Origin of the sequence: Silanimonas lenta DSM 16282, from assembly GCF_000429065.1 — a bacterium.
Taxonomy (GTDB): domain Bacteria; phylum Pseudomonadota; class Gammaproteobacteria; order Xanthomonadales; family Xanthomonadaceae; genus Silanimonas; species Silanimonas lenta.
On sequence record NZ_AUBD01000010.1, the window covers coordinates 132,968 to 155,000 of the forward strand.

Sequence of the window (22,033 nt, forward strand, 5' to 3'; positions counted from 1 at the left end):
TTCAGTAGGCGAATTCGTGGAACACGGGATCGACGCTGCCCTTCCACTCACTGTGGAAGAGCGCGAGCTTGCGCTCGGCGGCGGTCTGGCCGGCCAGGGCCATCTCGATGAGCGGCTCGAGGTACACGGCCTCGCTGGCGCCGCAGCGGTTGCGGCGGTCGCGGCGCTTCAGCCCGGCCTCGGCGATCTTCAGGGTCTCGAGTGCCAGCTCGCGCACCGTGCCACCGCGGAAGGGCAGGCCGAGCGCATGGCGCGGCACGCCATCGCGCAGGGCATGGCGCTCCTCCCGCGTGAAATCCTTCACGAGGTCCCAGGCGGCATCCAGCGCCGCATCGTCATAGAGCAGGCCCACCCAGTAGGCGGAGAGCGCGCAGATGCGGTTCCACGGACCGCCATCGGCGCCGCGCATTTCGAGGTAGCGCTTCAGCCGCACCTCGGGGAAGGCAGTGGTGAGATGATCGCTGAAATCGCGCAGGGTCGGGCGCTCGCCCGGCAGCAGGTCCAGCCTGCCGTCCATGAAGGCGCGGAAGCTCTTGCCGGCGGCATCGAGGTAGGCCCCGTTGCGGTGGACGAAGTACATCGGCACGTCGAGCAGGTAGTCCACGTAGCGCTCGAAGCCGAAGCCGTCTTCGAACACGAAGTCGAGCAGGCCGGTGCGGTCGGGGTCGGTGTCGGTCCAGACCTGGCTGCGGTAGCTCAAAAAACCGTTCGGCCGGCCATCGGTGAAGGGGGAATCGGCGAACAGGGCCGTGGCCACCGGCTGCAGGGCCAGCGAGACACGGAACTTCCGCACCATGTCGGCCTCGCTGGCGAAGTCGAGGTTGGTCTGGATGGTGCAGGTGCGGGTCATCATGTCGAGGCCCAGCGATCCTACCTTCGGCATGTAGGCGCGCATGATCCGGTAGCGGCCCTTGGGCATCCACGGCATGTCCTCGCGCCGCCACTTCGGCTGGAAGCCCATGCCAAGAAAGCCGATGCGCAGAGGGTCAGCGGCCGCCTTCACCTCGTAGAGGTGCTGGGCGGTCTCGCGGCAGGTCTCGTGCAGGGTCTCGAGCGGGGCGCCGGAGAGCTCGAGCTGGCCGGCCGGCTCCAGGGTCACCGAGGCCTTGTCCTGCACCAGCGCGATCAGCTTCCCGTCCTCCTCCACCCGCTGCCAGCCGAACCTGGCGATGCCCTCGAGCACCGCGCGGATGCCGCGCTCGCCCTCGTAGGGCGGCGGCGCCAGGTCCTCGTGGCGGAACCCGAACTTCTCGTGCTCGGTGCCGATGCGCCAGGCCTCGCGCGGCTTGGCGCCGGAGGCGAGGTATTCGACGAGGCTGGCGCGGCCCTCGATGGGCAGGGAGGGCTCGGTACTGGGGCCGGACATGCAAGGGCTCATCAAAAAATCGGGGCGAACCCGCCGACGATGGGGGCGGGGCGCAGGCGGCGCAAGCGCCGGTCGTCAGGGGGCGGCCGGGGCCGCCGGCGCCTCCAGCTGCAGCCAGCCCGCCACCACGGCCCGTGCCTCCTCCACGCCGAGCCGGGAACTGGCCGAGAACAGCTGGACCCCGACGCCCGCGCCGCGGAAGGCCCCGAGTTCGCTCCGCACCCGGGCCAGGGTCCTGGCCTGCTCGCTGCGGCCCAGCTTGTCGGCCTTGGTCAGCAGCACGTGGCAGGCAAGGCCGCGTGCCTCGGCATAGGCCAGCATCTGCCAGTCGTATTCCTTCAGCGGATGCCGCCCGTCCATCACCACCACCAGCCCGGCGAGCGCCCGGCGCTGGCGGAAATAGCCGTCGATGAAGGCCTGCCAGTGCGCGCGCAGGGCCTGCGGCACCTCGGCATAGCCGTAGCCTGGCAGGTCCACGAGGTAGCGTTCGGGGCGCACCTGGAAGTACACCAGCTGCTGGGTACGGCCCGGGGTCTTGGAGGTGCGGGCCAGGCCGCTGCGCTGGCAGAGCACATTCAGGGCGCTCGACTTGCCGGCATTCGAGCGCCCGGCGAAGGCCACCTCGAGACCGCCATCCGGCGGCAGCTGCTGCGGCGTGTGCGCGGCCTTCAGGTACGCGGCGGTGTTGAGCGGGTTGGCGGCCATCACATGCCCCTTCGAATGGGCGCAGAGTGTGGCCGCTCACGCCCGCCACCGGAACCCCTGCCGCCGGGCCGGCCAGCCCGCGGCCTTCGTTGACCCGCCGCAGAGGCGGCTGGGATAATCCGCCGTCCTGCCGGGCCCGCCCGGCCCCGAATCCTGCAGATACCCCGGAGTGACCGCATGACGCTGAAGCGCATCCTTGCCCTTGGAGCCGCCGTGGGAACGGCGATCGCCCTGGCCGGCGTGGCGATCGCCCAGTCCGAGGCGGCGCCGGCCGATGTCACTCCCACTGCCGATGCCGCCGCCAGCGTGGCCACCGAGCTGCCCGCCGACGGCCCGGCCGTGCCGGGCGACGCCACCGCCGGCGAGGGCAAGGCCGCGGCCTGCGCCGCCTGCCACGGCGCCGACGGCAATGCCGCCGACCCGCAGTATCCGAACCTCGCCGGCCAGCACGAGCACTACATCGCCCGCCAGCTCGCCCTGTTCAAGAGCGGCGAGCGCGACAACGCCATCATGCTCGGCTTCGCCGCCACCCTGTCCTCGCAGGACATGCGCGACATCGGCGCCTACTTCGCCCGCCAGGCCGTCAAGCCCGGCGTGGCCGACGAGACCCTGATCAGCGAGGGCCCGAACGCTGGCCGCAAGTTCTACCAGGTGGGCGAACGCCTCTACCGCCACGGCGACGCCGCCCGCGACATCCCCTCCTGCAAGGCCTGCCACGGCCCCACCGGCGCCGGCGTGCCGGGGCCCTCCTGGCCGGCGCTGCACGGCCAGCACGCCCAGTACACCGCCGACGTGCTGCGCCGCTTCCGCGACGGCGAGGTCTGGGGCAAGGACGCCAATGCCAATGCCATCATGGCTGCCGTGGCGCGCAACCTCACCGACGAGGAGATCGACTCGCTGGCGAGCTACCTGCAGGGCCTGCACGACGTCCGCGACGCCGCGCCGGCCACCGCCGCCCGCTGAACGGAGGCCGCCGGGCCGGGGAACTTCCCGCCCCGCCCCCGATCCGAACCCCGAGCCGGCGGCCTTCCGCCGGCTCTTCGTTTCCACGACCCCGAGGCCCACGATGCTCCGCACCCTCGCCCTGATCGCCTCCCTCGCCCTGCCCGGCCTGACCCTCGCCCAGGCCGCCGAAGCGCCCCGCCCCGGCATCGACTACCAGGAGATCACCCCGGCCCAGCCGCTGTTCGGGCCGCCGGGCAAGATCGAGGTGGCCGAGGTGTTCAGCTACCACTGCATCCACTGCGCCGACTTCCAGCCGCACATCAACCGCTGGAAGGCCAGGCTGCCGGCCGACGTGCGCCTCACTTACGTGCACGCCGCCTTCGGCGGCGCCATCGACAACCTCGCCCGTGGCTTCTACGCCGCCGAGACCCTGGGCGCCACCGAACGCACCCACGACGCCTTCTTCAACGCCTTCCACGTCGAGCGCAAGATCAAGACCGGCAGCCTCGAGGAGGTGGCCGACGTCTATGCCGGCCTCGGCCTCGACCGCAAGAAGCTGCTCGAGACCATGAACAGCTTCGGCGTGACCTCGAAGGTGAACCGTGCCAAGCAGTTCGCCCAGCGCACCGGGGTGAACGCCACGCCGACCGTGGTGGTGAACGGCCGCTACCGCGTCAGCGCCACGGCCGACCGCGGCTTCGAGGGCATGATCCGCACCATCGACTTCCTCGTGGCCCGCGAGCGCGCCGCCCAGGCCCGCCCCGCCGCCCCGGCCGCGGCCGCTGCTCCGGCGGCGGCGAAGCCGGCCCCGGCGCCCGCCGGCCGCTGAAGCCCCCGGGGCGCGGCGGATGGCGCCACGGCCGCTCAGGCTGCTGAGCTGCAACATCCAGGCCGGGCACAGCACCCGCGCCTACCGCGACTACCTCACCCGCGGCTGGGGCCATGTGCTCCCCGCGGGCAAGACCGGCAACCTGCGCGCCATCGCCGAGCTCGCCCGTCCCTTCGACGTGGTCGGGCTGCAGGAGAGCGACCCGGGCAGCCTGCGCTCGGGTTTCGCCAACCAGACCCGGCTGCTCGCCGAACAGGCCGGCTTCCCCTACTGGACCCACCGCCCGAACCGCCGGGTCAGCCGCATCGCCAGCAGCGCCAACGGACTGCTCGCCCGCTTCGACCCGCTGCGGGTGGAGCACCACGCCCTGCCGGGCCGGATCGGCGGCCGCGGCGTCACTCTCGCGCGTTTCGGCGAAGGCGGGGACGCCTGGGTGCTGGCGGTCACCCACCTCTCGCTCGGCGTGGCCTCGCGCCGCATGCAGCTCGATTTCCTCGGCGAACTGCTGGCCGACCATCCGCGCGCGGTGCTGATGGGCGACTTCAACTGCCCGGCCCATGCCCGCGAGATGGAGGGCCTGTACCGGCGCACCCAGCTGATGCCGCCGCCGGCGCCGGTGGCCACCTTCCCGAGCTGGGAGCCGAAACGCTCGCTCGACCACGTGTTCACCGCCGGCTTCCGGGTGCACGACTATCGCACCCTGCCCGCGGCTGGCTCCGACCACCTCGCGGTGGCGATCGAGATCGAGCCGGCCTGATTCAGGGCCAGAGCAGGGCAAGGCCGACCAGGGCCAGCACCGCGGCGAACACCCGCGACAGCGTCCGCCCACCCAGCCGGTGCGCCAGGGCCACGCCCCAGGGTGCTGCCAGCACGGCCCCCAGGCCGATGCCGATGGCCGCCGGCAGATGCACGAAGCCCAGCATGCCCGGCGGCAGGGCCAGGCCCTCGGCCGCCGGCCCGCCGAGGGCATAGGCCGCGGCGCTGGCCAGCGCGATGAGCACACCGCAGGCCGAGGAGGTCCCCACCGCCCGCACCGGGGCCACCCCGCGCGCCACCAGCAGGGGCACGGTGAGGCTGCCGCCGCCGATGCCCACCACGGCCGAGACCGCGCCGATGCCAAGCCCGGCCGCACTCAGCCAGGGGCCGCGCGGCACCGCCCCCGGCGCCTCTGCCGCCCCCCCGGCCGCGGCGCCGGGAAAGGCCATGCGCGCGGCCATCAGCAGGCAGAAGCCACCGACCAGCAGGGCCAGCAGCCGGCCCTCCACGCCCACCGCCCAGCGGCTGCCCAGCACGCCACCGAGCATCAGGCCGGGGGCGAGCCAGAGCACGGTGGCGGGCAGCAGGCTGCCGCGACGCCAGTGGGCACGCGCCGAGGCGGCGGCCGTGATGAGGATCGAGGCGAGCGAGGTGGCGAGCGCGGCATGCATCACCGCCGGCGCGGGCACGCCGAAGGCTGGCAGCAGGGCCACCAGCGCCGCCACCAGCACGATGCCGCCGCCGATGCCGAGCAGGCCGGCCAGCACGCCGGCCAGCAGGCCCAGTGCGGGAAACGCGAGCCATGCGAGCTCAGGCATGCCGGGACGGCTCCGCTACACTGCCGGGCATGCGATCGCTCCTGAACTCCTGTCTCCTCATCGCCGCCATTGTCGCGGCTTCGCCCGCCCTCAGCGAGCCTCTCGACGCCCGCCGCGCCGAGATCCAGGCCGCCTTCGCCGCTGCCGAACGCGGCGAGCTCACGCTGGCCGATGTCGCCCGCCTGCAATCGCATCCGCTCTCCGGCTGGCTCGAGGTGCTGGTACGCGAGCGCGACCTCGCCCGCCTCGACCGCGAAGGGCTCACCGCCGTGCTCGAGGCCCTGGGGCCGCAGCCGGCGGCGAACCGCCTGCGCACCGCCTGGCTGCGCCGGGCCGCGGCGGAGAACCGCTGGCAGGACCTGCTCGCCCACTACCGCGAACCGGCCGACACCCCCCTGCAGTGCGCCGCCCTGCAGGCCCGCGCCGCCACCGGCAGCATCGATGCCGCCTGGACCGAGACCGCCCTGGCGCTCTGGCTGTCGGCCGACTCGCAGCCCGCCGCCTGCGATCCGGTCTTCGCCACCCTCGCCCAGCGCGGCGAGCTCAGCGCCGAGCGGCGCTGGCAGCGCCTCGAACTCGCCGCCCGCGCCGGCAATGCCGGGGTGATGCGCACCGCCGCCCGCGGTCTGCCGGAGGGCGAGGCTGCCCTGGCCCGCGACTATGCCGCCTTCATCGAGGCCCCGCACCCGCGTGCCAGCGGCTGGCCGCGCGATGCCCGCAGCCGCGGCATCGCCGAGGCCGGCCTGGTGCGGCTCGCACGCCGCGATGCCGGCGCCGCTGAGCGGCAGCTCGAGGCGCTGGCCACCCTGCTGCCCAAGGACAGCCGCGAGCACGGCGCGGTGCGCGCCGCGATCGCGTTGTGGACGGCTGCCTCCTACGGCGCCGAATCGGCCCGCCGCCTCGCCGCCGTGCCGCTCACCGCCTACGACGACGCCCTACACGGCTGGGCGGTACGCGAGCCGCTCTCGCGCAACGACCTCGCCGGCGCGCTGGCCGCCATCGAGCGCATGCCCGCGGCCCTGCGCGGCACGGCGCAGTGGCAGTACTTCGAGGCCCGGCTGCGCGAGGACCTCGGCCAGCCCGAGGCCGCCACGCCACTGTTCGCCGCCGCCGCCCGAAGCCCCACCTTCCACGGCTTCCTCGCTGCCGACCGCGCCGGCACGCCCTATGCCCTCTGCCCGCGCGAGGTCAGCAGCGAGCGGCGGCTGGTGCGCGACGTCGAACGCAATGCCGCCCTGGTGCGCGCCATCGAGCTGTTCCGCATCAAACGCCCGGCCTTCGCCGCCCTGGAGTGGCAGGCGGCGGTGGCCGGCATGGACGATGCCCGCCGCCTGATCGCCGTGGCCCGCGCCGTCGAGGCCGGCTGGACCGACCGCGCCCTGTTCGGCCTGCCCGCCACCCCGGACTCGCAGGCCTACTACCGCCTGCGCTTCCCACTGCCGCACGAATCGCTGATCCGCCGCGAAGCGCGGCGCAACGGCCTCGAGCCCTCGCTGGTGGCCGCCCTCACCCGCGCCGAGAGCGCCTTCATGGCAGAGGCCCGCTCGCCGGCCAATGCCCGCGGCCTGATGCAGCTCTTGCCCAGCACCGCCGAAGGCGTGGCGCGCCGCCTGGGCCAGCCCTGGCAGGGCCCCGACAGCCTGTTCAATCCCACGGTGAACGTGCCGCTCGGCACCGCCTACCTCGCCCAGCGCATCGGCGACAACGGCGGCCTTGCCTACCGCGCCATCGCCGCCTACAACGCCGGCCAGGGCGCCGTGCAGCGCTGGGTGGCGGCCCGCCCGGCCCTGCCGGCCGACTACTGGATCGAGACCATCCCGTTTCGCGAGACCCGCGAATACGTGCCGCGCGTGCTGGCCTTCAGCGTGATCTACGACTGGCGGCTGGAGGGCCACGCGCGCCCGCTCACCGACCGCCTCGAAGGCCGGCCGGGCAGCGACCGCCGTGACTTCGCCTGCCCCGAGCCCGCCGCCCTTCCCCCGTCTCCTCCCGCGAACTGACCCGGAACCGACCATGAAGATCGCCGTCCTCGGTGGCACCGGCTTCGTCGGCCGCGCCCTGCTCGCCCGCCTCGCGGCCGAGGGGCATGCGCTCACCGTGCTCTCGCGCAACCCCCACGCCCACCTCGACCGCCTGCTGCCGCCCGGCACCCAGGTGGCCTGCGGCGATGTCTACGACCCCGAGTTCCTCAAGGCCCGCTTCCAGGGGCAGGACGCGGTGGTGAACCTCGTCGGCATCCTCAACGAGCGCGGCGACAACGGCCGCGGCTTCCAGCGTGCCCATGTGGGCCTGACCAAGCTGGTGGTGGCCGCCTGCCAGCTCGCCGGCGTGTGCCGCCTGCTGCAGATGAGCTCGCTCAATGCCGGGCGCGGCGAGAGCTTCTACCTCAAGTCACGCGGCGAGGCCGAGGCGGTGGTGAAGGCCAGCGGCCTGGATTGGACGATCTTCCAGCCCTCGGTGATCTTCGGCCCCGGCGACGGCTTCTTCTGCCGCTTCGCCGCCCTGCTCAAGCTGAGCCCGGTGCTGCCGCTCGCCAGGGCCGGCACGCGCTTCGCCCCGGTGTTCGTCGGCGACGTGGCGGAGGCCATGCGCCGCAGCCTGCACGATCGCCGCACCGTGGGGCAGGTGTACGAACTCTACGGGCCCGAAGTCTTCACCCTCGGCGAGCTGGTGCGGCTCACCGCGCGGCAGCTGGGCCTGACGCGCCTCGTGCTGCCCCTGCCCGACGCCCTGGGCCGCCTGCAGGGCCTGCTCTTCGATTTCGTGCCCGGCAAGCCCTTCTCCTCCGACAACTACCGCTCGCTCAAGCTCGATTCGGTGGGCGCCATCGACGGCCTGCACCAGCTCGGCATCCCGCCTACCCGCATCGGCCAGCAACTGCCGGCCATCCTGGGCTCGCCGGCCGGCAAGCAGCCGCGCTATGACCGCTACCGCGCTGCCCGCTGAAGCCCGGGCCTACCTCGTGGGCGGCGCCGTGCGCGACGCCCTGCTCGGCCTGCCGCCGGGCGACCGTGACTGGGTGGTGGTGGGCACCGATGCCGAGGCCATGCAGGCCGCCGGCTTCCGTGCCGTGGGCGCGGACTTCCCGGTCTTCCTGCACCCGGACACCGGCGAGGAGTACGCCCTGGCCCGCACCGAGCGCAAGCGCGGCCATGGCTACACCGGCTTCGTGGTGCACGCCGACCGCGGCGTGACGCTGGAGCAGGACCTGGCCCGCCGCGACTTCACCATCAATGCCATCGCCCAGGCGGCGGATGGACGCCTGATCGACCCGCTCGGCGGGCAGGCCGACCTCGAGGCCCGCTGGCTGCGCCACTGCAGCCCGGCCTTCGCCGAGGACCCACTGCGGGTGCTGCGCGGCGCCCGCTTCCTCGCCCGCCTCGCCCCGCTCGGCTTCCGCCTGCACGACGACACCCTGGCCCTGATGCGCGGCATGGTGGAAGCCGGGGAACTCGCCCACCTGGTGCCGGAGCGGGTCTGGCAGGAACTGCGCCGCGCCCTCGCCGCGCCGCGCCCCTCGGCCTTCCTGCAGGCCCTGCGCGCCTGCGGCGCGCTCGCCGTGGTGCTGCCGGAAGTGGACGCGCTCTACGGCGTGCCGCAGCGCCCCGAGTTCCACCCCGAGGTGGACACCGGCGTGCACACCGAAATGGTGCTCGACATGGCCGCCCGCCTCGCTCCCGGCGATGCCACCCTCGGCTTCGCCGCCCTCACGCACGACCTCGGCAAGGCCCTCACCCCGGCCGAGGCCCTGCCGCGCCACCCGGGGCACGAACACCGCGGCCTTGCGCCCCTGGCCGCGCTCTGCGCCCGGCTCAAGGTGCCGAACGCCGAGCGGCAGCTCGCCACCGATGTCTGCCGCGAGCATCTCAACGTGCACCGCTTCGCCGAGCTGCGCGATGCCACCGTGCTGGAGCTGCTCGAGCGCTGCGGCGGCCTGCGGCAGCCCGCGCGCATCGACCGGCTCGCCCTGGCCTGCGAGGCCGACAAGCGCGGCCGCAAAGGCTTCGGGGAAACCGACTACCCGCAGGGCCGCGCCCTGCGCGCCTGCCGCGACGCCGCGCTCGCCGTGCAGGCGAAGGACGTGGCGCGGGAGGGGCTGGAAGGCCCGGCCCTGGGCGCGGCGCTGCGCCGGGCCCGCATCGCCGCCATCGGTGCGGCCCGCGCCCGCCTCGCCGCCGGCTGAGGCCGAGGCCGAGGCCGAGGCGCCTAGAGCCTGCGCGACAGCTCGCCGAAGGCGAAGGCGGCAGAGAGATCGACGTCGCGGGTGAAGCCCATCACCTGGAAGCGTTCCCCCATCTCCCCGGGCAGGGTGAGCTTGCGGATCTCGTTCAAGCGGCGGTGCCGCTCGCGCTCGTCGAGCACGGCCTCGGCCTCGGCGATGCGCTGCGGCAGACCATTGGCGATCAGGAAGCTCGACTGGCTGCAGTAGCCAGCGAAATCGAAACCGGCGTTCACCCCGGCCTCGGCCAGCGCGGTGAAATCGACGAAGGCGGTGATGTCCTGCAAACCCGGCAGGAAGAAAGGATCGCCGTGCGCACGGTGGCGGTAATGGCAGACGAGGGTGCCGTCGCGCCGCTCGGGCAGGTAGAACTCGCGGCGCGGGTAGCCGTAGTCGACGAACAGCATGGCCCCGTGTTCCAGCAGGCCACCCACCGCCTGCAGCCAGTAGGGCAGCTGCGGCAGCAGCTCGGAGCGGTAGCCGTCCGGCAAGGGCGCGCCAAGCGTGCGCTCGACATGGCGCACCGCGCCGCGCACCAGGGCATCGGCCGGCTGGTCCACGCGCAGGAAGCCCCCTTCGGCATCGAGGCTGACGAACTCCTCGTACACCTCGCCCTCGTGGATGGCGAAGCGGGTGGTGGGCAGGGCGTCCAGCACCTCATTGGCGAACAGCACACCGTTCCAGCCACGCTCCGGCGGCCCGTCCAGCCAGTCGCAGCGGGCGAACACCGCCGGCGGCAGCTGCTCGCGCAGCCGCTGCTGCTGGCGCTGGCGCAGGTCGGCGCTGGGCTCGAGGATGGCGTAGCGCTCGGGCAATACCCCGAGCCGTTCGGCATGGCGCAGGAAGGCAAGGGCGAAGGCGCCGCTGCCGCCGCCGAGTTCGAGGAAACCCGGATGCGGCAGGCCGCGCAGCACCGGCGCCACCGCCTCGCAGACGCATTCGGCGAACACGCTGCCGAGCTCCGGGGCAGTGATGAAATCCCCTCCCTCGCCGAACTTCGCCGCTCCGGCGCTGTAATAGCCGAGGCCCGGCGCATACAGCGCCAGCTCCATGAAGCGGGAAAACGGGATCGCCCCCTGCTCATGGCGGATCGCCGCCTTCAGGAAGTCCACCAGGCGCGCGCTATGCTCGCGCGCCGCGCCGCCCGGCTCGGGCAGGCCGAAAGTGCTCATCGAAACGCCTTGGAATCGGGAAACCGGTGCCCGCCGATGCAGCGGACGGGTGAAAGGATACCGCCCCGGTCGGCGGGGCCGTGTAGGCTGCGGTGGTTTACCGCCCGACAGCATGATCCCAATGCCGCCGACCTCGCCGCCCTGGCCATCGACGCCCCTGCGCTCGGTCCGATGGATCCCTGCCCTCCTGCCGCTGCTGATCGTCGCCTGCGGCGCGCAGCCCGCCGGCGAATCCGCCGAGATACCGCCACCTGCTCCTGCCGAAGCCTTGGCCGTGCAGCCGCCGATCCGCGCCACCCACTGGTTCGGTGCCCATTGGGCGAAGAACCTGATCAACGCCTACCGTCGCGAGGATGTGGCCGGGGAGTTCCGCACGATCCGCGAGGACGGCTTCGACACCGTGGTGCTGCTGGTGAGCTGGGGCGACTTCCAGCCGGTCTACCTGCCTTGCTGCCGCGAGGACGAGCGCGCCTTCCAGCGCCTCGACTTCCTGCTGGACGAAGCGGAGCGGCAGGGACTTCGCGTGATGCTGCGGATCGGCTTCGCCTGGAGTTTCCACCCCGACAGCCCGCCCACCCTGGAACGGGTGCACGTGCTGATGAACGACGTCCGCGCCCGTGCCGCCTTCCAGCGCTTCGTCGGTCGCGTCGGCAAGGCCATCGAAGGGCGGCCGCAGGTGCTGATGTCCTTCATGAGCTGGGAAGACCAGTGGCTGCGGCACATCGAGCCCATCGCCGCCGAGGACTACGCACGGTTCATCGCCAGCCTGCCACCGGCGGAGCGCCCTCCGGACCCGACCCGCCTGCCGCGCGCGGACGATGACAGCGCCCCCTGGTTCCACCGTTACTGGGACTGGCTGAAGCTCGAGGAACTGCACCGCCCGGCGCAGGCGCAGATCCCGCTGCTCGGCTACGAGGTCCGCAGCGACAAGGAGCCACGCTGGCAAGTCGATGCCGCCGGCCGCCGTAAGGTGGCTGGCTGGATCGACCACCGCAGCACCTACCGCCAGCCCGGCGCAGTGCCGCTGGTGATGTACTGGGCGCCATTCTGGGGCGCCCGTAACGAAGGCGAATCGCTGCGTGCCGAGGAAAGCCTCGCGCTGCTCGGCGGCATGCTCGCCGAGGCTTCCGCGTGGAGCGGTGACCGCCCGGTGTTCATCAACCAGTTCAACCTGATCGACAACACGCCGGGCCACGAGCACAACGCCACCCTCCCCGACGACCAGATCGCGCCCTTCCTGCGCGGCGCGGTCTGCGTGCTGAAGAACCACGGCGTGCTCGGCGCCGGCCTCTGGACCGGCCGCGACTACGAGGAAAGCCCGCTGTACAACCCCTCCTTCGCCTACGGACTGGAAGGCTGGCATCTCGTCGATGGCGAAGGCCGGGCCATCCCCGAAGGCGAGGCCCTGCTCACCGCACCGGAGCGCGACCCGCACCTGCGCCTGCGCCGTGGCGAAGTGCTCACGCAGGCCTTCGGCCGCGAGCGTGGGCGGCTGCCGCACCGCGACGATCGCCCGGACCACGCCTGCGTCGATGCCCTGAGCCCCGGCGGGGCCAGGCTGCGCCTCCAGGCCGGGGGCGGCGAGCCGGTCGAGTTGGCGCTTCCCGCAGGCCATGCCGGCCGGGCCTGTACCACCATCGACAGCCACCCCGTCGAGGACCGGCTGGCCTTCCGCGTCGAGGCCCTCGAAGGCGAGGCCGAACTTCGCGGCCTGTGGCTGTTCGACCACGTACAGGATGGCGGGCTGCGCACCGTCGACAACCGGCCGGGCCGGCATCACCACGCCGTCATCGCGTTCAACGAGGCCATGATGCGCAGCGAATTGCCGAAGGACTGCCGATGAACGAGGCCCTGCCCGCCGCCCTCACCCGGCCCATCGACGCCGGTGCGTCCGGGCGGTCGCCACCGGTCGCGCTCGTCACCGGCGCGGCCCGGCGGGTGGGTGCGGCCATCGCCCGCCACCTGCACGGGCACGGCTTCGTGCTTGCCCTGCACCACCGCGCCTCGGCCGCCGAGGCCGCGGCCCTCGCGGCGGAACTGGAGACGCGCCGCCCGGGCAGCACCCTTCTGCTGCAGGCCGATCTGGGCGACACCGCCGCCCTGCCCGGCCTCGTCCACGCCACGCTCGAGCGCTTCGGCCGGCTCGATGCTCTCGTCAACAACGCCTCGGCCTTCCACCCCACGCCGCTCGGCGCGGCCAGCGAGGCCGACTGGCAGGCCCTGTTCGACAGCAATGCCAAGGGCCCCTTCTTCCTCGCCCAGGCCGCTGCTCCCGCACTGCGCAGGAGCGGCGGCGCCATCGTCAACCTCGTCGACATCTACGCCGAGCGCCCGCTGCGCGGGCACACGCTCTACTGCATGGCCAAGGCGGCGAACGCCATGCTGGTGAAGTCGCTCGCCCTCGAACTCGCCCCCGAGGTGCGGGTGAACGGCATCGCCCCCGGCGCCATCCTCTGGCCCGAGGCCGGAAAGCCGGAGGCCGCCAAACAGGCCATGCGCGAGAAGATCGCGCTCGGCCGCGAAGGCCGCCCCGAGGACATCGCCGAGGCGGTGCGCTGGCTGCTGCAGGAGGCCCGCTACACCACCGGCCAGATCCTCGCCGTGGATGGCGGGCGCCTGCTGAACCTTTGAATCGTCCGGGCCTCGCCGCCCGGGCTCCGTCATGCCTTCGCCACCCGGTGCACGGCGAGGCCCGCCGCTCAATCGAAGTCCAGCGCTTCGACCCGCGGCGGCGCTTCCCGCTCCGGGTGGGCGGCCCACAACGCCGCCAGGGTGCGTCCCTGCACCGGATCGACGAAGTCCGGGGCGATGTCGGCCAGGGGCTTCAGCACGAAGGCGTGCCTGAGCTCCGGCCGCGGCAGCTCGAGATTGCCCGCGCCACGCAGCACCCGGTCGTCGAAGTAGACGATGTCGACATCCAGCGTGCGCGAGGAGAAGCGCGGCACGTCGCGGCGGCGCCCGTGGCGGTCCTCCAGGGCATGCAGCCAGTCGTTCAGGGCCTGAGGTTCTAGGTCGCTCCGGATCGCCGCGGCGCAGTTCAGGAAATCCGGCCCCTCGAAGCCCACCGCCGGGGTGCGGTACACCGGCGAGAGCGCCACGGCACCGAAGCGCGCCCGCAGCTCGGCCACCGCCGCCCGCAGATGCTGCTCGGGCCGTTCGTTGCTGCCGAGGCTCAGCAGGGCGAGACCGGGGCCGTGCACCACCACGCCGTCGCCGCCTTGCGCGCCGGGGCTCATGCCTCGCGGGTCCGCTCGATCACGATACCCACGGCCCGGGCGCCGCGCACCGCGCCGGGCTTGGAGAGCTTCAGCCGCACCCAGGGCACGCCGAACTCCCCGGTGATGATGGCCGCGCAGCGCTCGGCCAGGGTCTCCACGAGGCCGAAGTCCGAGTCGCCAACGAACTGGATCAGCCGCTTGCTCACCGCCTTGTAGTCGAGCGTGTCCCCGATCGCATCGCTGGCCGCCGGCCGGCGGTTGTCGAAGCCCATCTCGATGTCGAGCACGATGGGCTGCTTGATCCGCCGTTCCCAGTCGTAGATACCGATCGTGCACTCGATCTCGAGCGCCTCGATGAAGACCTTGTCCATCGGAATTCCTTGCAAAGGGAGCCTCAGCCTGCCACCGGCGATGGCAAGGCGGTGACAGCGTCGAGCGTGGCCATGTCCCAGCGCGGCTGCACGCGGAAGGCGAGGTCCTGCTGCCCGGCCGCCAGCCGGAGGGCACCGGCAAACGCGATCATCGCCCCGTTGTCGGTGCAGAACTCGAGGCGCGGAAAGCTCAGGGCCACCCGCCGGCGCTCGGCCAGGGCCGCGAGCCGCGCCCGCAGCTGGCGGTTCGCCCCCACGCCGCCGGCCACCACCAGCGCCTTCATGCCGGTCTCGCGCAGGGCGCGTTCGCACTTGATGGCGAGCGTCTCGGTGACCGCGTCCTCAAAGCCCAGCGCCAGGTCGGCCCGGGTGGCCTCACTGCGATCGCTGGCCTGCCAGGCCAGCAGCACCTGGGTTTTAAGACCGCTGAAGCTGAAATCGAGGCCCGGGCGGTCGGTCATCGGCCGGGCGAACTGGAAGCGGCTTTCCCGCCGCCCCTCGGCCTCGGCCGCCGCGCGCCCCTGCAGGGCCAAGGCGGCGAGCTGCGGACCGCCGGGATACGGCAGGCCCAACAGCTTCGCGGTCTTGTCGAAGGCCTCGCCGGCGGCGTCGTCCAGCGTCTCGCCGAGCAGGGTGTAGCGGCCGATGCCCTCCACCGCCACCAGCTGGGTATGCCCGCCGGACACCAGAAGGCAGACGAAGGGCGGCGGCGGTGCGCCGGGCTCCAGCAGCGGGGACAGCAGATGCCCTTCCATGTGGTGCACCCCGATGCTCGGCACGTCCAGCGCCCAGGCCAAGGCCCGGCCGGTGGCCGCCCCCACCAGCAGGGCGCCGATCAGGCCCGGCCCCGCGGTGTAGGCCACGCCATCGAGCTCGGCCACGGCGATCCCGGCCGCATCGAGGGTCTGCCGCAGCAGCGGCAGCAGCTTGCGCACATGGTCGCGGCTGGCCAGCTCCGGCACCACGCCACCGTACTCGGCATGCAGGGCCACCTGGCTGTAGAGCGCGTGCGCCCGCAGGCCGCGGGCGGTGTCGTACACCGCCACGCCGGTTTCATCGCAGGAGGATTCGAGGCCGAGGACGATCATCGCGTGGGGGTCGCGGAGGGTCCGGGGCCGGCCGCAGGGCAGCCGCACCCGGTCCTGAACAGGGGCCGGGGCCGACTTGCACGGCCCCGGAAGGCCCGCGTATCATACGCGGCTCACCCGGGTTGCCGGGTATCCGAAGCCCTCGAGAAGCCCTATGCCCAACGTCAAAGTCCGCGAGAACGAGCCGTTCGAGTTCGCGCTCCGTCGTTTCAAGCGCACCTGCGAGAAGGCCGGCATCCTCGCCGAGACCCGCAAGCGCGAGTTCTACGAGAAGCCGACCCAGGAGCGCAAGCGCAAGGCCGCCGCCGCGGTGAAGCGCCAGCTGCGCCGCACCTCGCGCGACGTCACCAAGCGCCAGCGCCTGTACTGAGCGCGGCCCCATCCGCAGGAAGCCGGCCCGCCCCAGGCGTCGCCGGCTTTTTGTTTTGCACCACGCCCGGTGCCTCCCGCCTCCCGGAGATTCCCCGATGCCTTTGAAGCAGCAGCTCACCGAGGACATGAAGGCCGCGATGAAGGCCGGCGACAAGGAGCGCCTCGCCACCATCCGCCTCGTCAACGCCGCCATCAAGCAGAAGGAAGTCGACGAACGCGTCGAACTCGACGATGCCGCCGTGCTGGCGGTGCTCGAGAAGATGGTGAAGCAGCGCAAGGACTCGATCGCCCAGTACCAGGCCGCCGGCCGCGAAGACCTCGCCGCCGCCGAGCAGGCCGAGCTGGCGGTGATCCAGGCCTACCTGCCGGCCCCGCTCAGCGAGGCCGAGATCGACGCCGCCATCCAGGCCGCCATCGCCGAGGCCGGTGCCGGCACCGGACCGCAGGCCATGGGCAAGGTCATGGGCCTGCTGAAGCCGCGGCTCGCCGGCCGCGCCGACATGGGGGTCGTCTCGCAGCGCCTGAAGGCCGCGCTGGCGGGCTGATCCCCCCCGCGAGGCCGTAAGCTCCCCGCATGGCCGGCCGCATCCCCGACAGCTTCATCGATGGACTGCTCGCACGCACCGACATCGTCGAGCTGATCGGCTCGCGCATCCCGCTCAAGCGCAAGGGCAAGGAATACACGGCCTGCTGCCCCTTCCACGACGAGCGCACGCCCTCGTTCTACGTCAGCCCGGCAAAGCAGTTCTACCACTGCTTCGGCTGCGGGGCGCACGGCACCGCGGTGCGCTTCCTGATGGAATACGACCGCCTCGATTTCGTCGATGCGGTGGAGGAACTGGCCAAGCGCCTCGGCCTCGAGGTCCCGCGCGAGGCCGGCGGCCGCGAGCCGCCGCGCGAGGGCGCCGACCTCTACGCCGTGCTCGAGGCAGCGCAGCGCTTCTTCCGCGGCGCGCTCGAGGCCAGCCCCGAGGCCAGGGCCTATCTCGCCGCACGCGGCCTCGACGAGGCCAGCATCGAACGCTTCGGCATCGGCTGGGCCCCTGGAGGCTGGAGCGCCCTGCTCGATGCCCTGGGCCGCGGCGATCCGCGCCGCATCGAACTCCTGGACCGCGCCGGCCTGCTGTCGAAGAACGAGGCCGGCCGCGTGTACGACAAGTTCCGCGGCCGGGTGATGTTCCCCATCCACGACCGCCGTGGCCGGGTGATCGCCTTCGGCGGCCGCGTCACCGGCAAGGACGACGGCCCGAAATACCTCAACTCACCGGAAACCGCGCTGTTCCACAAGGGCCGCGAGCTCTACGGCCTGTGGCATGCCCGCCAGGCGCACAGCCGCATCCCGCGCCTCGTAGTGGTCGAGGGCTACATGGACGTGGTCTCGCTCTGGCAGTTCGGCATCACCACCGCCGTGGCCACGCTGGGCACCGCCACCACGCCCGAGCAGGCCGAGCTCCTGTTCCGCAACGCCGCCGACGTCTATTTCTGCTTCGACGGCGACGCCGCCGGCCGCCGAGCTGCCTGGAAGGCCCTCGAATCCGTGCTCCCGCGCATGACCGATGGCCGGCAGGCCTTCTTCCTTTTCCTGCCGGAGGGCGAGGACCCCGACAGCCTCGTGCGCGCCCAGGGGGCGGCTGCCTTCGAGGCCGCGCTCCAGAGCGCTACCCCCTTGAGCGAGTTCTTCTTCGCCCAGCTCTCGCAGGACGTCGACCTCGGCGCCATCGATGGCAAGGCACGGCTCGCCGAGCGCGCCAAGGCCCTGATCCAGCGCATCCCCGATGGCGAGTTCCGCGACCGCATGGAGGCCCTGCTGGTGCAGCGCACCGAGGTCGGCTTCCATGCCAGCGCCCGGCTCAGCGAATACACCCGCGAACTCGCCGAGCTCGGCCAGCAGGCGCAGCGCGAGGCCCTCGAACTCGCCCGTGGCCAGGTGCCCGCCGGCTACCTCGTGAAAGTCCCGCAATTGCCGGGCAGCCCTGCGGCCCGCCCCCCCGGGGGGCGAGGGCCATTCCCGGCACCGGGAGTCCGCCAGCACGACGGTCCATCACGCCGCCGGCCGCGCACCGCCGCCGAGCGCATCCTCGGCGAACTGCCGGCGCTCAGCGCCCCCCGCCCCAGCGGTCTGGACCACCGCCGCAGCCTGGTACGCAGCGCCATCAGTCTGCTGCTGAACCGCCCCGCCCTCGCCCCGCTCGCGGAAGAGGCCCTGCCCTGGATCGAGCGGCTCGAGCAGCCCGGCATCCCCCTGTTCGTCGAACTCCTGCGGCACACCCTGGCGCGCCCCGGCATCGGCACGGGCGCCCTGCTCGAGGCCTTCGCCGGGCATCCCCAGGCCGAGGCCCTGGCCCGCCTCGCGCTGGTGGACCTGCCGGGAGAGAACCAGGGGCTGGAAGCGGAGTTCCGGGGCTGCCTCGCGCAACTGCGGCGCCAGGCGGTGGAGCAGCGGATTGCCTGGCTGAAGTCGCGGCCTGTTCTGGACGAGGGCCTGAAGTCGGAGCTTCGCAGGTTGCTGTCGATGCGCGGGTGATGGCTGGCCTGGGCGCTGGGGGTGGTTATGCTGCCTGTGATCCCGGAGATCTGGGCTGCCAGCGGCCGGGGGGCTCATCCGCACAGGAAGCCTTGGCGTGCGTGCCGACCGATATATTTTTGGTGGTGGTAAAGAAAAACCCCGCCTTTGTGTGGCGGGGTTTTGGTGTAAGGCCCTGGCGATGACCTACTCTCGCATGCGAGTGCACACTACCATCGGCGCGTGCGCGTTTCACTTCCGAGTTCGGGATGGGATCGGGTGGTTCCACGCAGCTATGTTCACCAGGGAGAGGGTGGAGGGTCGCTGTTGGCCCTGTGGCCTCCAGCGCGCACGCTCTCATGGGGGACTTGTGACGTAACAGTTGGTTTGTCCTGAATCGCGCGTCGCGATGTCAAGGCGTCTCGAGGTTATATGGTCAAGCCGCACGGATCATTAGTATCGGTAAGCTCAACGCATTGCTGCGCTTACACACCCGACCTATCAACCACGTAGTCTTCATGGTTCCTTCAGGGGACTTGTGTCCCGGGAGATCTCATCTTGAGGCGCGCTTCCCGCTTAGATGCTTTCAGCGGTTATCGCTTCCGAACATAGCTACCCGGCAGTGCCACTGGCGTGACAACCGGAACACCAGAGGTTCGTCCACTCCGGTCCTCTCGTACTAGGAGCAGCCCCTCTCAAATCTCCAACGCCCACGACAGATAGGGACCGAACTGTCTCACGACGTTCTGAACCCAGCTCGCGTACCACTTTAAATGGCGAACAGCCATACCCTTGGGACCGACTACAGCCCCAGGATGTGATGAGCCGACATCGAGGTGCCAAACACCGCCGTCGATATGAACTCTTGGGCGGTATCAGCCTGTTATCCCCGGAGTACCTTTTATCCGTTGAGCGATGGCCCTTCCATACAGAACCACCGGATCACTAAGACCTGCTTTCGCACCTGCTTGATCCGTCGATCTTGCAGTCAAGCACGCTTCTGCCTTTGCACACAATGCGCGATGTCCGACCGCGCTGAGCGTACCTTCGTGCTCCTCCGTTACTCTTTGGGAGGAGACCGCCCCAGTCAAACTACCCACCATACATGGTCCCCGACCCGGATCACGGGCCCAGGTTAGAACGTCAAGCACATCAGGGTGGTATTTCAAGGATGGCTCCGCCGAAGCTGGCGCCTCGGTTTCACAGCCTCCCACCTATCCTACACAGACGAACTCAACGTTCAATGTAAAGCTATAGTAAAGGTTCACGGGGTCTTTCCGTCTTGCCGCGGGAACGCTGCATCTTCACAGCGATTTCAATTTCACTGAGCCTTGGGTGGAGACAGCGCCGCTGTCGTTACGCCATTCGTGCAGGTCGGAACTTACCCGACAAGGAATTTCGCTACCTTAGGACCGTTATAGTTACGGCCGCCGTTTACTGGGGCTTCGATCAAGAGCTTCGGTTTCCCTGACCCCATCACTTAACCTTCCAGCACCGGGCAGGCGTCACACCCTATACGTCCACTTTCGTGTTTGCAGAGTGCTGTGTTTTTGATAAACAGTCGCAGCGGCCTGGTCACTGCGGCCCATCTTGCGATGGGCGTACCTTCTCCCGAAGTTACGGTACTATTTTGCCTAGTTCCTTCACCCAAGTTCTCTCAAGCGCCTGAGAATTCTCATCCTACCCACCTGTGTCGGTTTACGGTACGGTCTCCCGTGAGCTGAAGCTTAGAGGCTTTTCCTGGAAGCGTGGGATCGGTGACTTCGTCCAATAGGACTGGTCTCGTGCTTCAGCCTTGGGACAGCGGATTTGCCTACCGCCCCAGCCTTTGCACTTTCCCCGGGACGACCAACGCCCGGTACACGTACCCTTCTCCGTCCCCCCATCGCACTCACGCGAGGTGCTGGAATATTAACCAGCTTCCCATCGACTACACCTTTCGGTCTCGCCTTAGGGGCCGACTCACCCTGCGCCGATGAACGTTGCGCTAGGAAACCTTGGGCTTTCGGCGTGCGGGCTTTTCACCCGCATTATCGTTACTCATGTCAGCATTCGCACTTCCGATACCTCCAGCAGCCTTCTCAGGCCACCTTCGCAGGCGTACGGAACGCTCCTCTACCGCGCACACGAAGTGTGCACCCCAAGCTTCGGTACATCGCTTAGCCCCGTTAAATCTTCCGCGCAGACCGACTCGACCAGTGAGCTATTACGCTTTCTTTAAAGGGTGGCTGCTTCTAAGCCAACCTCCTGGCTGTCTATGCCTTTCCACATCGTTTTCCACTTAGCGATGATTTTGGGACCTTAGCTGTGGGTCTGGGTTGTTTCCCTTTTCACGACGGACGTTAGCACCCGCCGTGTGTCTCCCGTGTAGCACGTCCTGGTATTCGGAGTTTGCCATGGTTTGGTAAGTCGCAGTGACCCCCTAGCCATAACAGTGCTCTACCCCCAGGAGTGTTCGCACGAGGCGCTACCTAAATAGCTTTCGAGGAGAACCAGCTATCTCCGGGTTCGATTAGCTTTTCACTCCTAGCCACACCTCATCCCCTACTTTTGCAACAGGAGTGGGTTCGGGCCTCCAGTGCGTGTTACCGCACCTTCACCCTGGGCATGGCTAGATCACCCGGTTTCGGGTCTACTCCCTGCGACTATGCGCCCTATTCAGACTCGGTTTCCCTTCGCCTTCCCTATACGGTTAAGCTCGCCACAGAAAGTAAGTCGCTGACCCATTATACAAAAGGTACGCAGTCACCCTTGCGGGCTCCTACTGCTTGTACGCATACGGTTTCAGGTTCTATTTCACTCCCCTCTCCGGGGTTCTTTTCGCCTTTCCCTCACGGTACTGGTTCACTATCGGTCAGTCAGGAGTATTTAGCCTTGGAGGATGGTCCCCCCATGTTCAGACAGGGTTTCACGTGCCCCGCCCTACTCAATTTCACCACCAGGGCCCTTTCGCATACCGGGCTATCACCGTCTATGGCCGGCCTTTCCAGACCGTTTTGCTAGAACTCTGATGGCTTTTGGGCTGTTCCCCGTTCGCTCGTCACTACTGAGGGAATCTCGGTTGATTTCTTTTCCTCCGGGTACTTAGATATTTCAGTTCCCCGGGTTCGCCTCCAGCACCTATGGATTCAGTGCAGGATACCCTTGCGGGTGGGTTTCCCCATTCGGACATCGCGGGATCAACGCTTGTTGCCGGCTCCCCCGCGCTTTTCGCAGGCTGCCACGTCCTTCATCGCCTCTGACTGCCAAGGCATCCACCGTATGCGCTTGTTCGCTTGACCATATAACCCCGAGTCGCCTCGAGGCCGGTCCAAGCCGCCTTAGCACCAACGACACACGTTTCAAGATGGCCACCAGGACTCACGTCCCGACGGCTCTCAAACGCTGTTACGTCACAAGTTGTCAAAGAACCGGAACCGACCGCAACATCGGCCCCTCGTCATCTCTTCGTACGCGCTGTCATCCGGAGCATGGTGGGTCTGGGAGGACTCGAACCACCGACCTCACCCTTATCAGGGGTGCGCTCTAACCACCTGAGCTACAGACCCAATGTGTTTTCGCCCTGGTGGAGCCAGTCGGGATCGAACCGACGACCCCCTGCTTGCAAAGCAGGTGCTCTCCCAGCTGAGCTATGGCCCCAAGCTCGCTTGGGCCACCAACCCGCGCCACTG

The 22,033-nt window shown here is 70.2% G+C and carries 18 protein-coding genes, 2 tRNA genes, 2 rRNA genes and 1 pseudogene; 12 read left to right on the forward strand and 11 right to left on the reverse strand.

Going from position 1 to position 22,033, the window contains the following annotated elements:
• Position 1: 1 nt before the first annotated feature.
• Positions 2-1,366 (reverse strand): glutamate--cysteine ligase, encoded by a 1,365-nt coding sequence (locus G408_RS0106715; protein WP_028770479.1) that lies wholly within the window; start codon positions 1,364-1,366, stop codon positions 2-4.
• A 75-nt stretch (positions 1,367-1,441) separates the two neighbouring features.
• The gene (gene yihA, locus G408_RS0106720) at positions 1,442-2,071 is read right to left on the reverse strand and encodes a ribosome biogenesis GTP-binding protein YihA/YsxC (protein ID WP_037412610.1); all 630 of its coding nucleotides are present in this window, start codon (positions 2,069-2,071) and stop codon (positions 1,442-1,444) included.
• A 177-nt stretch (positions 2,072-2,248) separates the two neighbouring features.
• Here yihA and G408_RS0106725 point away from each other — a divergent pair, with 177 nt between their 5' ends.
• The 3 genes from G408_RS0106725 to G408_RS0106735 all read left to right on the forward strand — a co-directional run bounded on the left by G408_RS0106725 (position 2,249) and on the right by G408_RS0106735 (position 4,602).
• Complete coding sequence (locus G408_RS0106725) at positions 2,249-3,034, forward strand: c-type cytochrome (protein WP_028770481.1); 786 nt, start codon at positions 2,249-2,251, stop codon at positions 3,032-3,034.
• 103 nt (positions 3,035-3,137) lie between these two features.
• Positions 3,138-3,845 (forward strand): thiol:disulfide interchange protein DsbA/DsbL, encoded by a 708-nt coding sequence (locus G408_RS13550; RefSeq protein ID WP_051282698.1) that lies wholly within the window; start codon positions 3,138-3,140, stop codon positions 3,843-3,845.
• A 19-nt stretch (positions 3,846-3,864) separates the two neighbouring features.
• Positions 3,865-4,602, forward strand: coding sequence for an endonuclease/exonuclease/phosphatase family protein (locus G408_RS0106735; RefSeq protein WP_037412614.1), 738 nt, complete (start codon positions 3,865-3,867; stop codon positions 4,600-4,602).
• Position 4,603: 1 nt separating this feature from the next.
• Here the strand turns inward: G408_RS0106735 and G408_RS0106740 are convergent, their stop codons facing one another.
• Positions 4,604-5,419, reverse strand: a complete 816-nt coding sequence (locus G408_RS0106740; RefSeq protein ID WP_028770495.1) for a sulfite exporter TauE/SafE family protein — start codon at positions 5,417-5,419, stop codon at positions 4,604-4,606.
• Between the two features lie 29 nt (positions 5,420-5,448).
• Between G408_RS0106740 and G408_RS0106745 the strand changes: the two genes are divergently transcribed.
• From G408_RS0106745 to G408_RS0106755, 3 genes are read left to right on the forward strand one after another with little or no spacing between them, the layout of a single operon-like run.
• Positions 5,449-7,419, forward strand: coding sequence for a lytic transglycosylase domain-containing protein (locus G408_RS0106745; protein ID WP_156890079.1), 1,971 nt, complete (start codon positions 5,449-5,451; stop codon positions 7,417-7,419).
• A gap of 13 nt (positions 7,420-7,432) precedes the next feature.
• Entirely contained in the window at positions 7,433-8,365 is a 933-nt protein-coding gene (locus tag G408_RS0106750; RefSeq protein ID WP_028770484.1) for a complex I NDUFA9 subunit family protein, read from the forward strand.
• The gene (locus G408_RS0106755) at positions 8,340-9,602 is read left to right on the forward strand and encodes a multifunctional CCA addition/repair protein (RefSeq protein ID WP_037412617.1); all 1,263 of its coding nucleotides are present in this window, start codon (positions 8,340-8,342) and stop codon (positions 9,600-9,602) included. The genes G408_RS0106750 and G408_RS0106755 overlap by 26 nt, the downstream gene beginning before the upstream one ends.
• A 23-nt stretch (positions 9,603-9,625) precedes the next feature.
• On the opposite strand, the gene G408_RS0106760 is transcribed toward G408_RS0106755, so the two are convergent.
• Positions 9,626-10,810 (reverse strand): class I SAM-dependent methyltransferase, encoded by a 1,185-nt coding sequence (locus tag G408_RS0106760; protein ID WP_037412620.1) that lies wholly within the window; start codon positions 10,808-10,810, stop codon positions 9,626-9,628.
• Between the two features lie 121 nt (positions 10,811-10,931).
• Here G408_RS0106760 and G408_RS0106765 point away from each other — a divergent pair, with 121 nt between their 5' ends.
• Positions 10,932-12,653, forward strand: coding sequence for a hypothetical protein (locus G408_RS0106765; protein ID WP_028770487.1), 1,722 nt, complete (start codon positions 10,932-10,934; stop codon positions 12,651-12,653).
• Positions 12,650-13,441 carry a pteridine reductase gene (locus G408_RS0106770; RefSeq protein ID WP_084628112.1) on the forward strand — a complete coding sequence of 264 codons (792 nt, stop codon included), beginning with the start codon at positions 12,650-12,652 and terminating at the stop codon, positions 13,439-13,441. The genes G408_RS0106765 and G408_RS0106770 overlap by 4 nt, the downstream gene beginning before the upstream one ends.
• Positions 13,442-13,509: 68 nt before the next feature.
• Here the strand turns inward: G408_RS0106770 and folK are convergent, their stop codons facing one another.
• The 3 genes from folK to tsaD are packed head-to-tail and all read right to left on the reverse strand — an operon-like array spanning position 13,510 to position 15,487.
• Positions 13,510-14,046, reverse strand: a complete 537-nt coding sequence (gene folK, locus G408_RS0106775) for a 2-amino-4-hydroxy-6-hydroxymethyldihydropteridine diphosphokinase (RefSeq protein WP_051282700.1) — start codon at positions 14,044-14,046, stop codon at positions 13,510-13,512.
• Entirely contained in the window at positions 14,043-14,399 is a 357-nt protein-coding gene (gene folB, locus G408_RS0106780) for a dihydroneopterin aldolase (RefSeq protein WP_028770490.1), read from the reverse strand. Before folB ends, folK begins: the two co-directional genes overlap by 4 nt.
• A 23-nt stretch (positions 14,400-14,422) precedes the next feature.
• Complete coding sequence (gene tsaD, locus G408_RS0106785) at positions 14,423-15,487, reverse strand: tRNA (adenosine(37)-N6)-threonylcarbamoyltransferase complex transferase subunit TsaD (protein WP_028770491.1); 1,065 nt, start codon at positions 15,485-15,487, stop codon at positions 14,423-14,425.
• A 154-nt stretch (positions 15,488-15,641) separates the two neighbouring features.
• Here tsaD and rpsU point away from each other — a divergent pair, with 154 nt between their 5' ends.
• The 4 genes and pseudogenes from rpsU (at position 15,642) to G408_RS15585 (ending at position 18,383) form a co-directional block, all read left to right on the forward strand.
• The gene (gene rpsU / locus G408_RS0106790) at positions 15,642-15,857 is read left to right on the forward strand and encodes a 30S ribosomal protein S21 (protein ID WP_028770492.1); all 216 of its coding nucleotides are present in this window, start codon (positions 15,642-15,644) and stop codon (positions 15,855-15,857) included.
• A 97-nt stretch (positions 15,858-15,954) separates the two neighbouring features.
• A complete protein-coding gene (locus G408_RS0106795; RefSeq protein ID WP_028770493.1) occupies positions 15,955-16,404 on the forward strand; it encodes a GatB/YqeY domain-containing protein in 450 nt (149 codons plus the stop codon).
• A 29-nt stretch (positions 16,405-16,433) separates the two neighbouring features.
• Positions 16,434-17,768: pseudogene (dnaG, locus tag G408_RS0106800) on the forward strand (DNA primase); the annotation flags it as partial.
• 36 nt (positions 17,769-17,804) lie between these two features.
• Entirely contained in the window at positions 17,805-18,383 is a 579-nt protein-coding gene (locus G408_RS15585; RefSeq protein ID WP_169719210.1) for a hypothetical protein, read from the forward strand.
• Between the two features lie 173 nt (positions 18,384-18,556).
• On the opposite strand, the gene rrf is transcribed toward G408_RS15585, so the two are convergent.
• From rrf to G408_RS0106820, 4 genes are all read right to left on the reverse strand, one after another.
• Positions 18,557-18,669, reverse strand: a 5S ribosomal RNA gene (rrf, locus tag G408_RS0106805).
• Positions 18,670-18,794: 125 nt separating this feature from the next.
• Positions 18,795-21,643 (reverse strand): 23S ribosomal RNA (locus tag G408_RS0106810).
• Between the two features lie 190 nt (positions 21,644-21,833).
• Positions 21,834-21,910, reverse strand: a tRNA-Ile gene (locus tag G408_RS0106815).
• 15 nt (positions 21,911-21,925) lie between these two features.
• Positions 21,926-22,001 (reverse strand) — tRNA-Ala (locus G408_RS0106820).
• Between the last annotated feature and the right edge of the window lie 32 nt (positions 22,002-22,033).

Coding starts and splice junctions, on each gene's coding strand:
- G408_RS0106760 (WP_037412620.1), bottom strand. CDS start 10,810: ATGAGCACTTTCGGCCTGCCCGAGCCGGGCGGCGCGGCGCGCGAGCAT.
- yihA (WP_037412610.1), bottom strand. CDS start 2,071: ATGGCCGCCAACCCGCTCAACACCGCCGCGTACCTGAAGGCCGCGCAC.
- G408_RS0106795 (WP_028770493.1), top strand. CDS start 15,955: ATGCCTTTGAAGCAGCAGCTCACCGAGGACATGAAGGCCGCGATGAAG.
- folB (WP_028770490.1), bottom strand. CDS start 14,399: ATGGACAAGGTCTTCATCGAGGCGCTCGAGATCGAGTGCACGATCGGT.
- tsaD (WP_028770491.1), bottom strand. CDS start 15,487: ATGATCGTCCTCGGCCTCGAATCCTCCTGCGATGAAACCGGCGTGGCG.
- G408_RS0106715 (WP_028770479.1), bottom strand. CDS start 1,366: ATGTCCGGCCCCAGTACCGAGCCCTCCCTGCCCATCGAGGGCCGCGCC.
- G408_RS0106770 (WP_084628112.1), top strand. CDS start 12,650: ATGAACGAGGCCCTGCCCGCCGCCCTCACCCGGCCCATCGACGCCGGT.
- G408_RS0106745 (WP_156890079.1), top strand. CDS start 5,449: ATGCGATCGCTCCTGAACTCCTGTCTCCTCATCGCCGCCATTGTCGCG.
- G408_RS13550 (WP_051282698.1), top strand. CDS start 3,138: ATGCTCCGCACCCTCGCCCTGATCGCCTCCCTCGCCCTGCCCGGCCTG.
- G408_RS0106750 (WP_028770484.1), top strand. CDS start 7,433: ATGAAGATCGCCGTCCTCGGTGGCACCGGCTTCGTCGGCCGCGCCCTG.
- G408_RS0106725 (WP_028770481.1), top strand. CDS start 2,249: ATGACGCTGAAGCGCATCCTTGCCCTTGGAGCCGCCGTGGGAACGGCG.
- folK (WP_051282700.1), bottom strand. CDS start 14,046: ATGAGCCCCGGCGCGCAAGGCGGCGACGGCGTGGTGGTGCACGGCCCC.
- G408_RS0106765 (WP_028770487.1), top strand. CDS start 10,932: ATGCCGCCGACCTCGCCGCCCTGGCCATCGACGCCCCTGCGCTCGGTC.
- G408_RS0106740 (WP_028770495.1), bottom strand. CDS start 5,419: ATGCCTGAGCTCGCATGGCTCGCGTTTCCCGCACTGGGCCTGCTGGCC.
- rpsU (WP_028770492.1), top strand. CDS start 15,642: ATGCCCAACGTCAAAGTCCGCGAGAACGAGCCGTTCGAGTTCGCGCTC.
- G408_RS0106755 (WP_037412617.1), top strand. CDS start 8,340: ATGACCGCTACCGCGCTGCCCGCTGAAGCCCGGGCCTACCTCGTGGGC.
- G408_RS0106735 (WP_037412614.1), top strand. CDS start 3,865: ATGGCGCCACGGCCGCTCAGGCTGCTGAGCTGCAACATCCAGGCCGGG.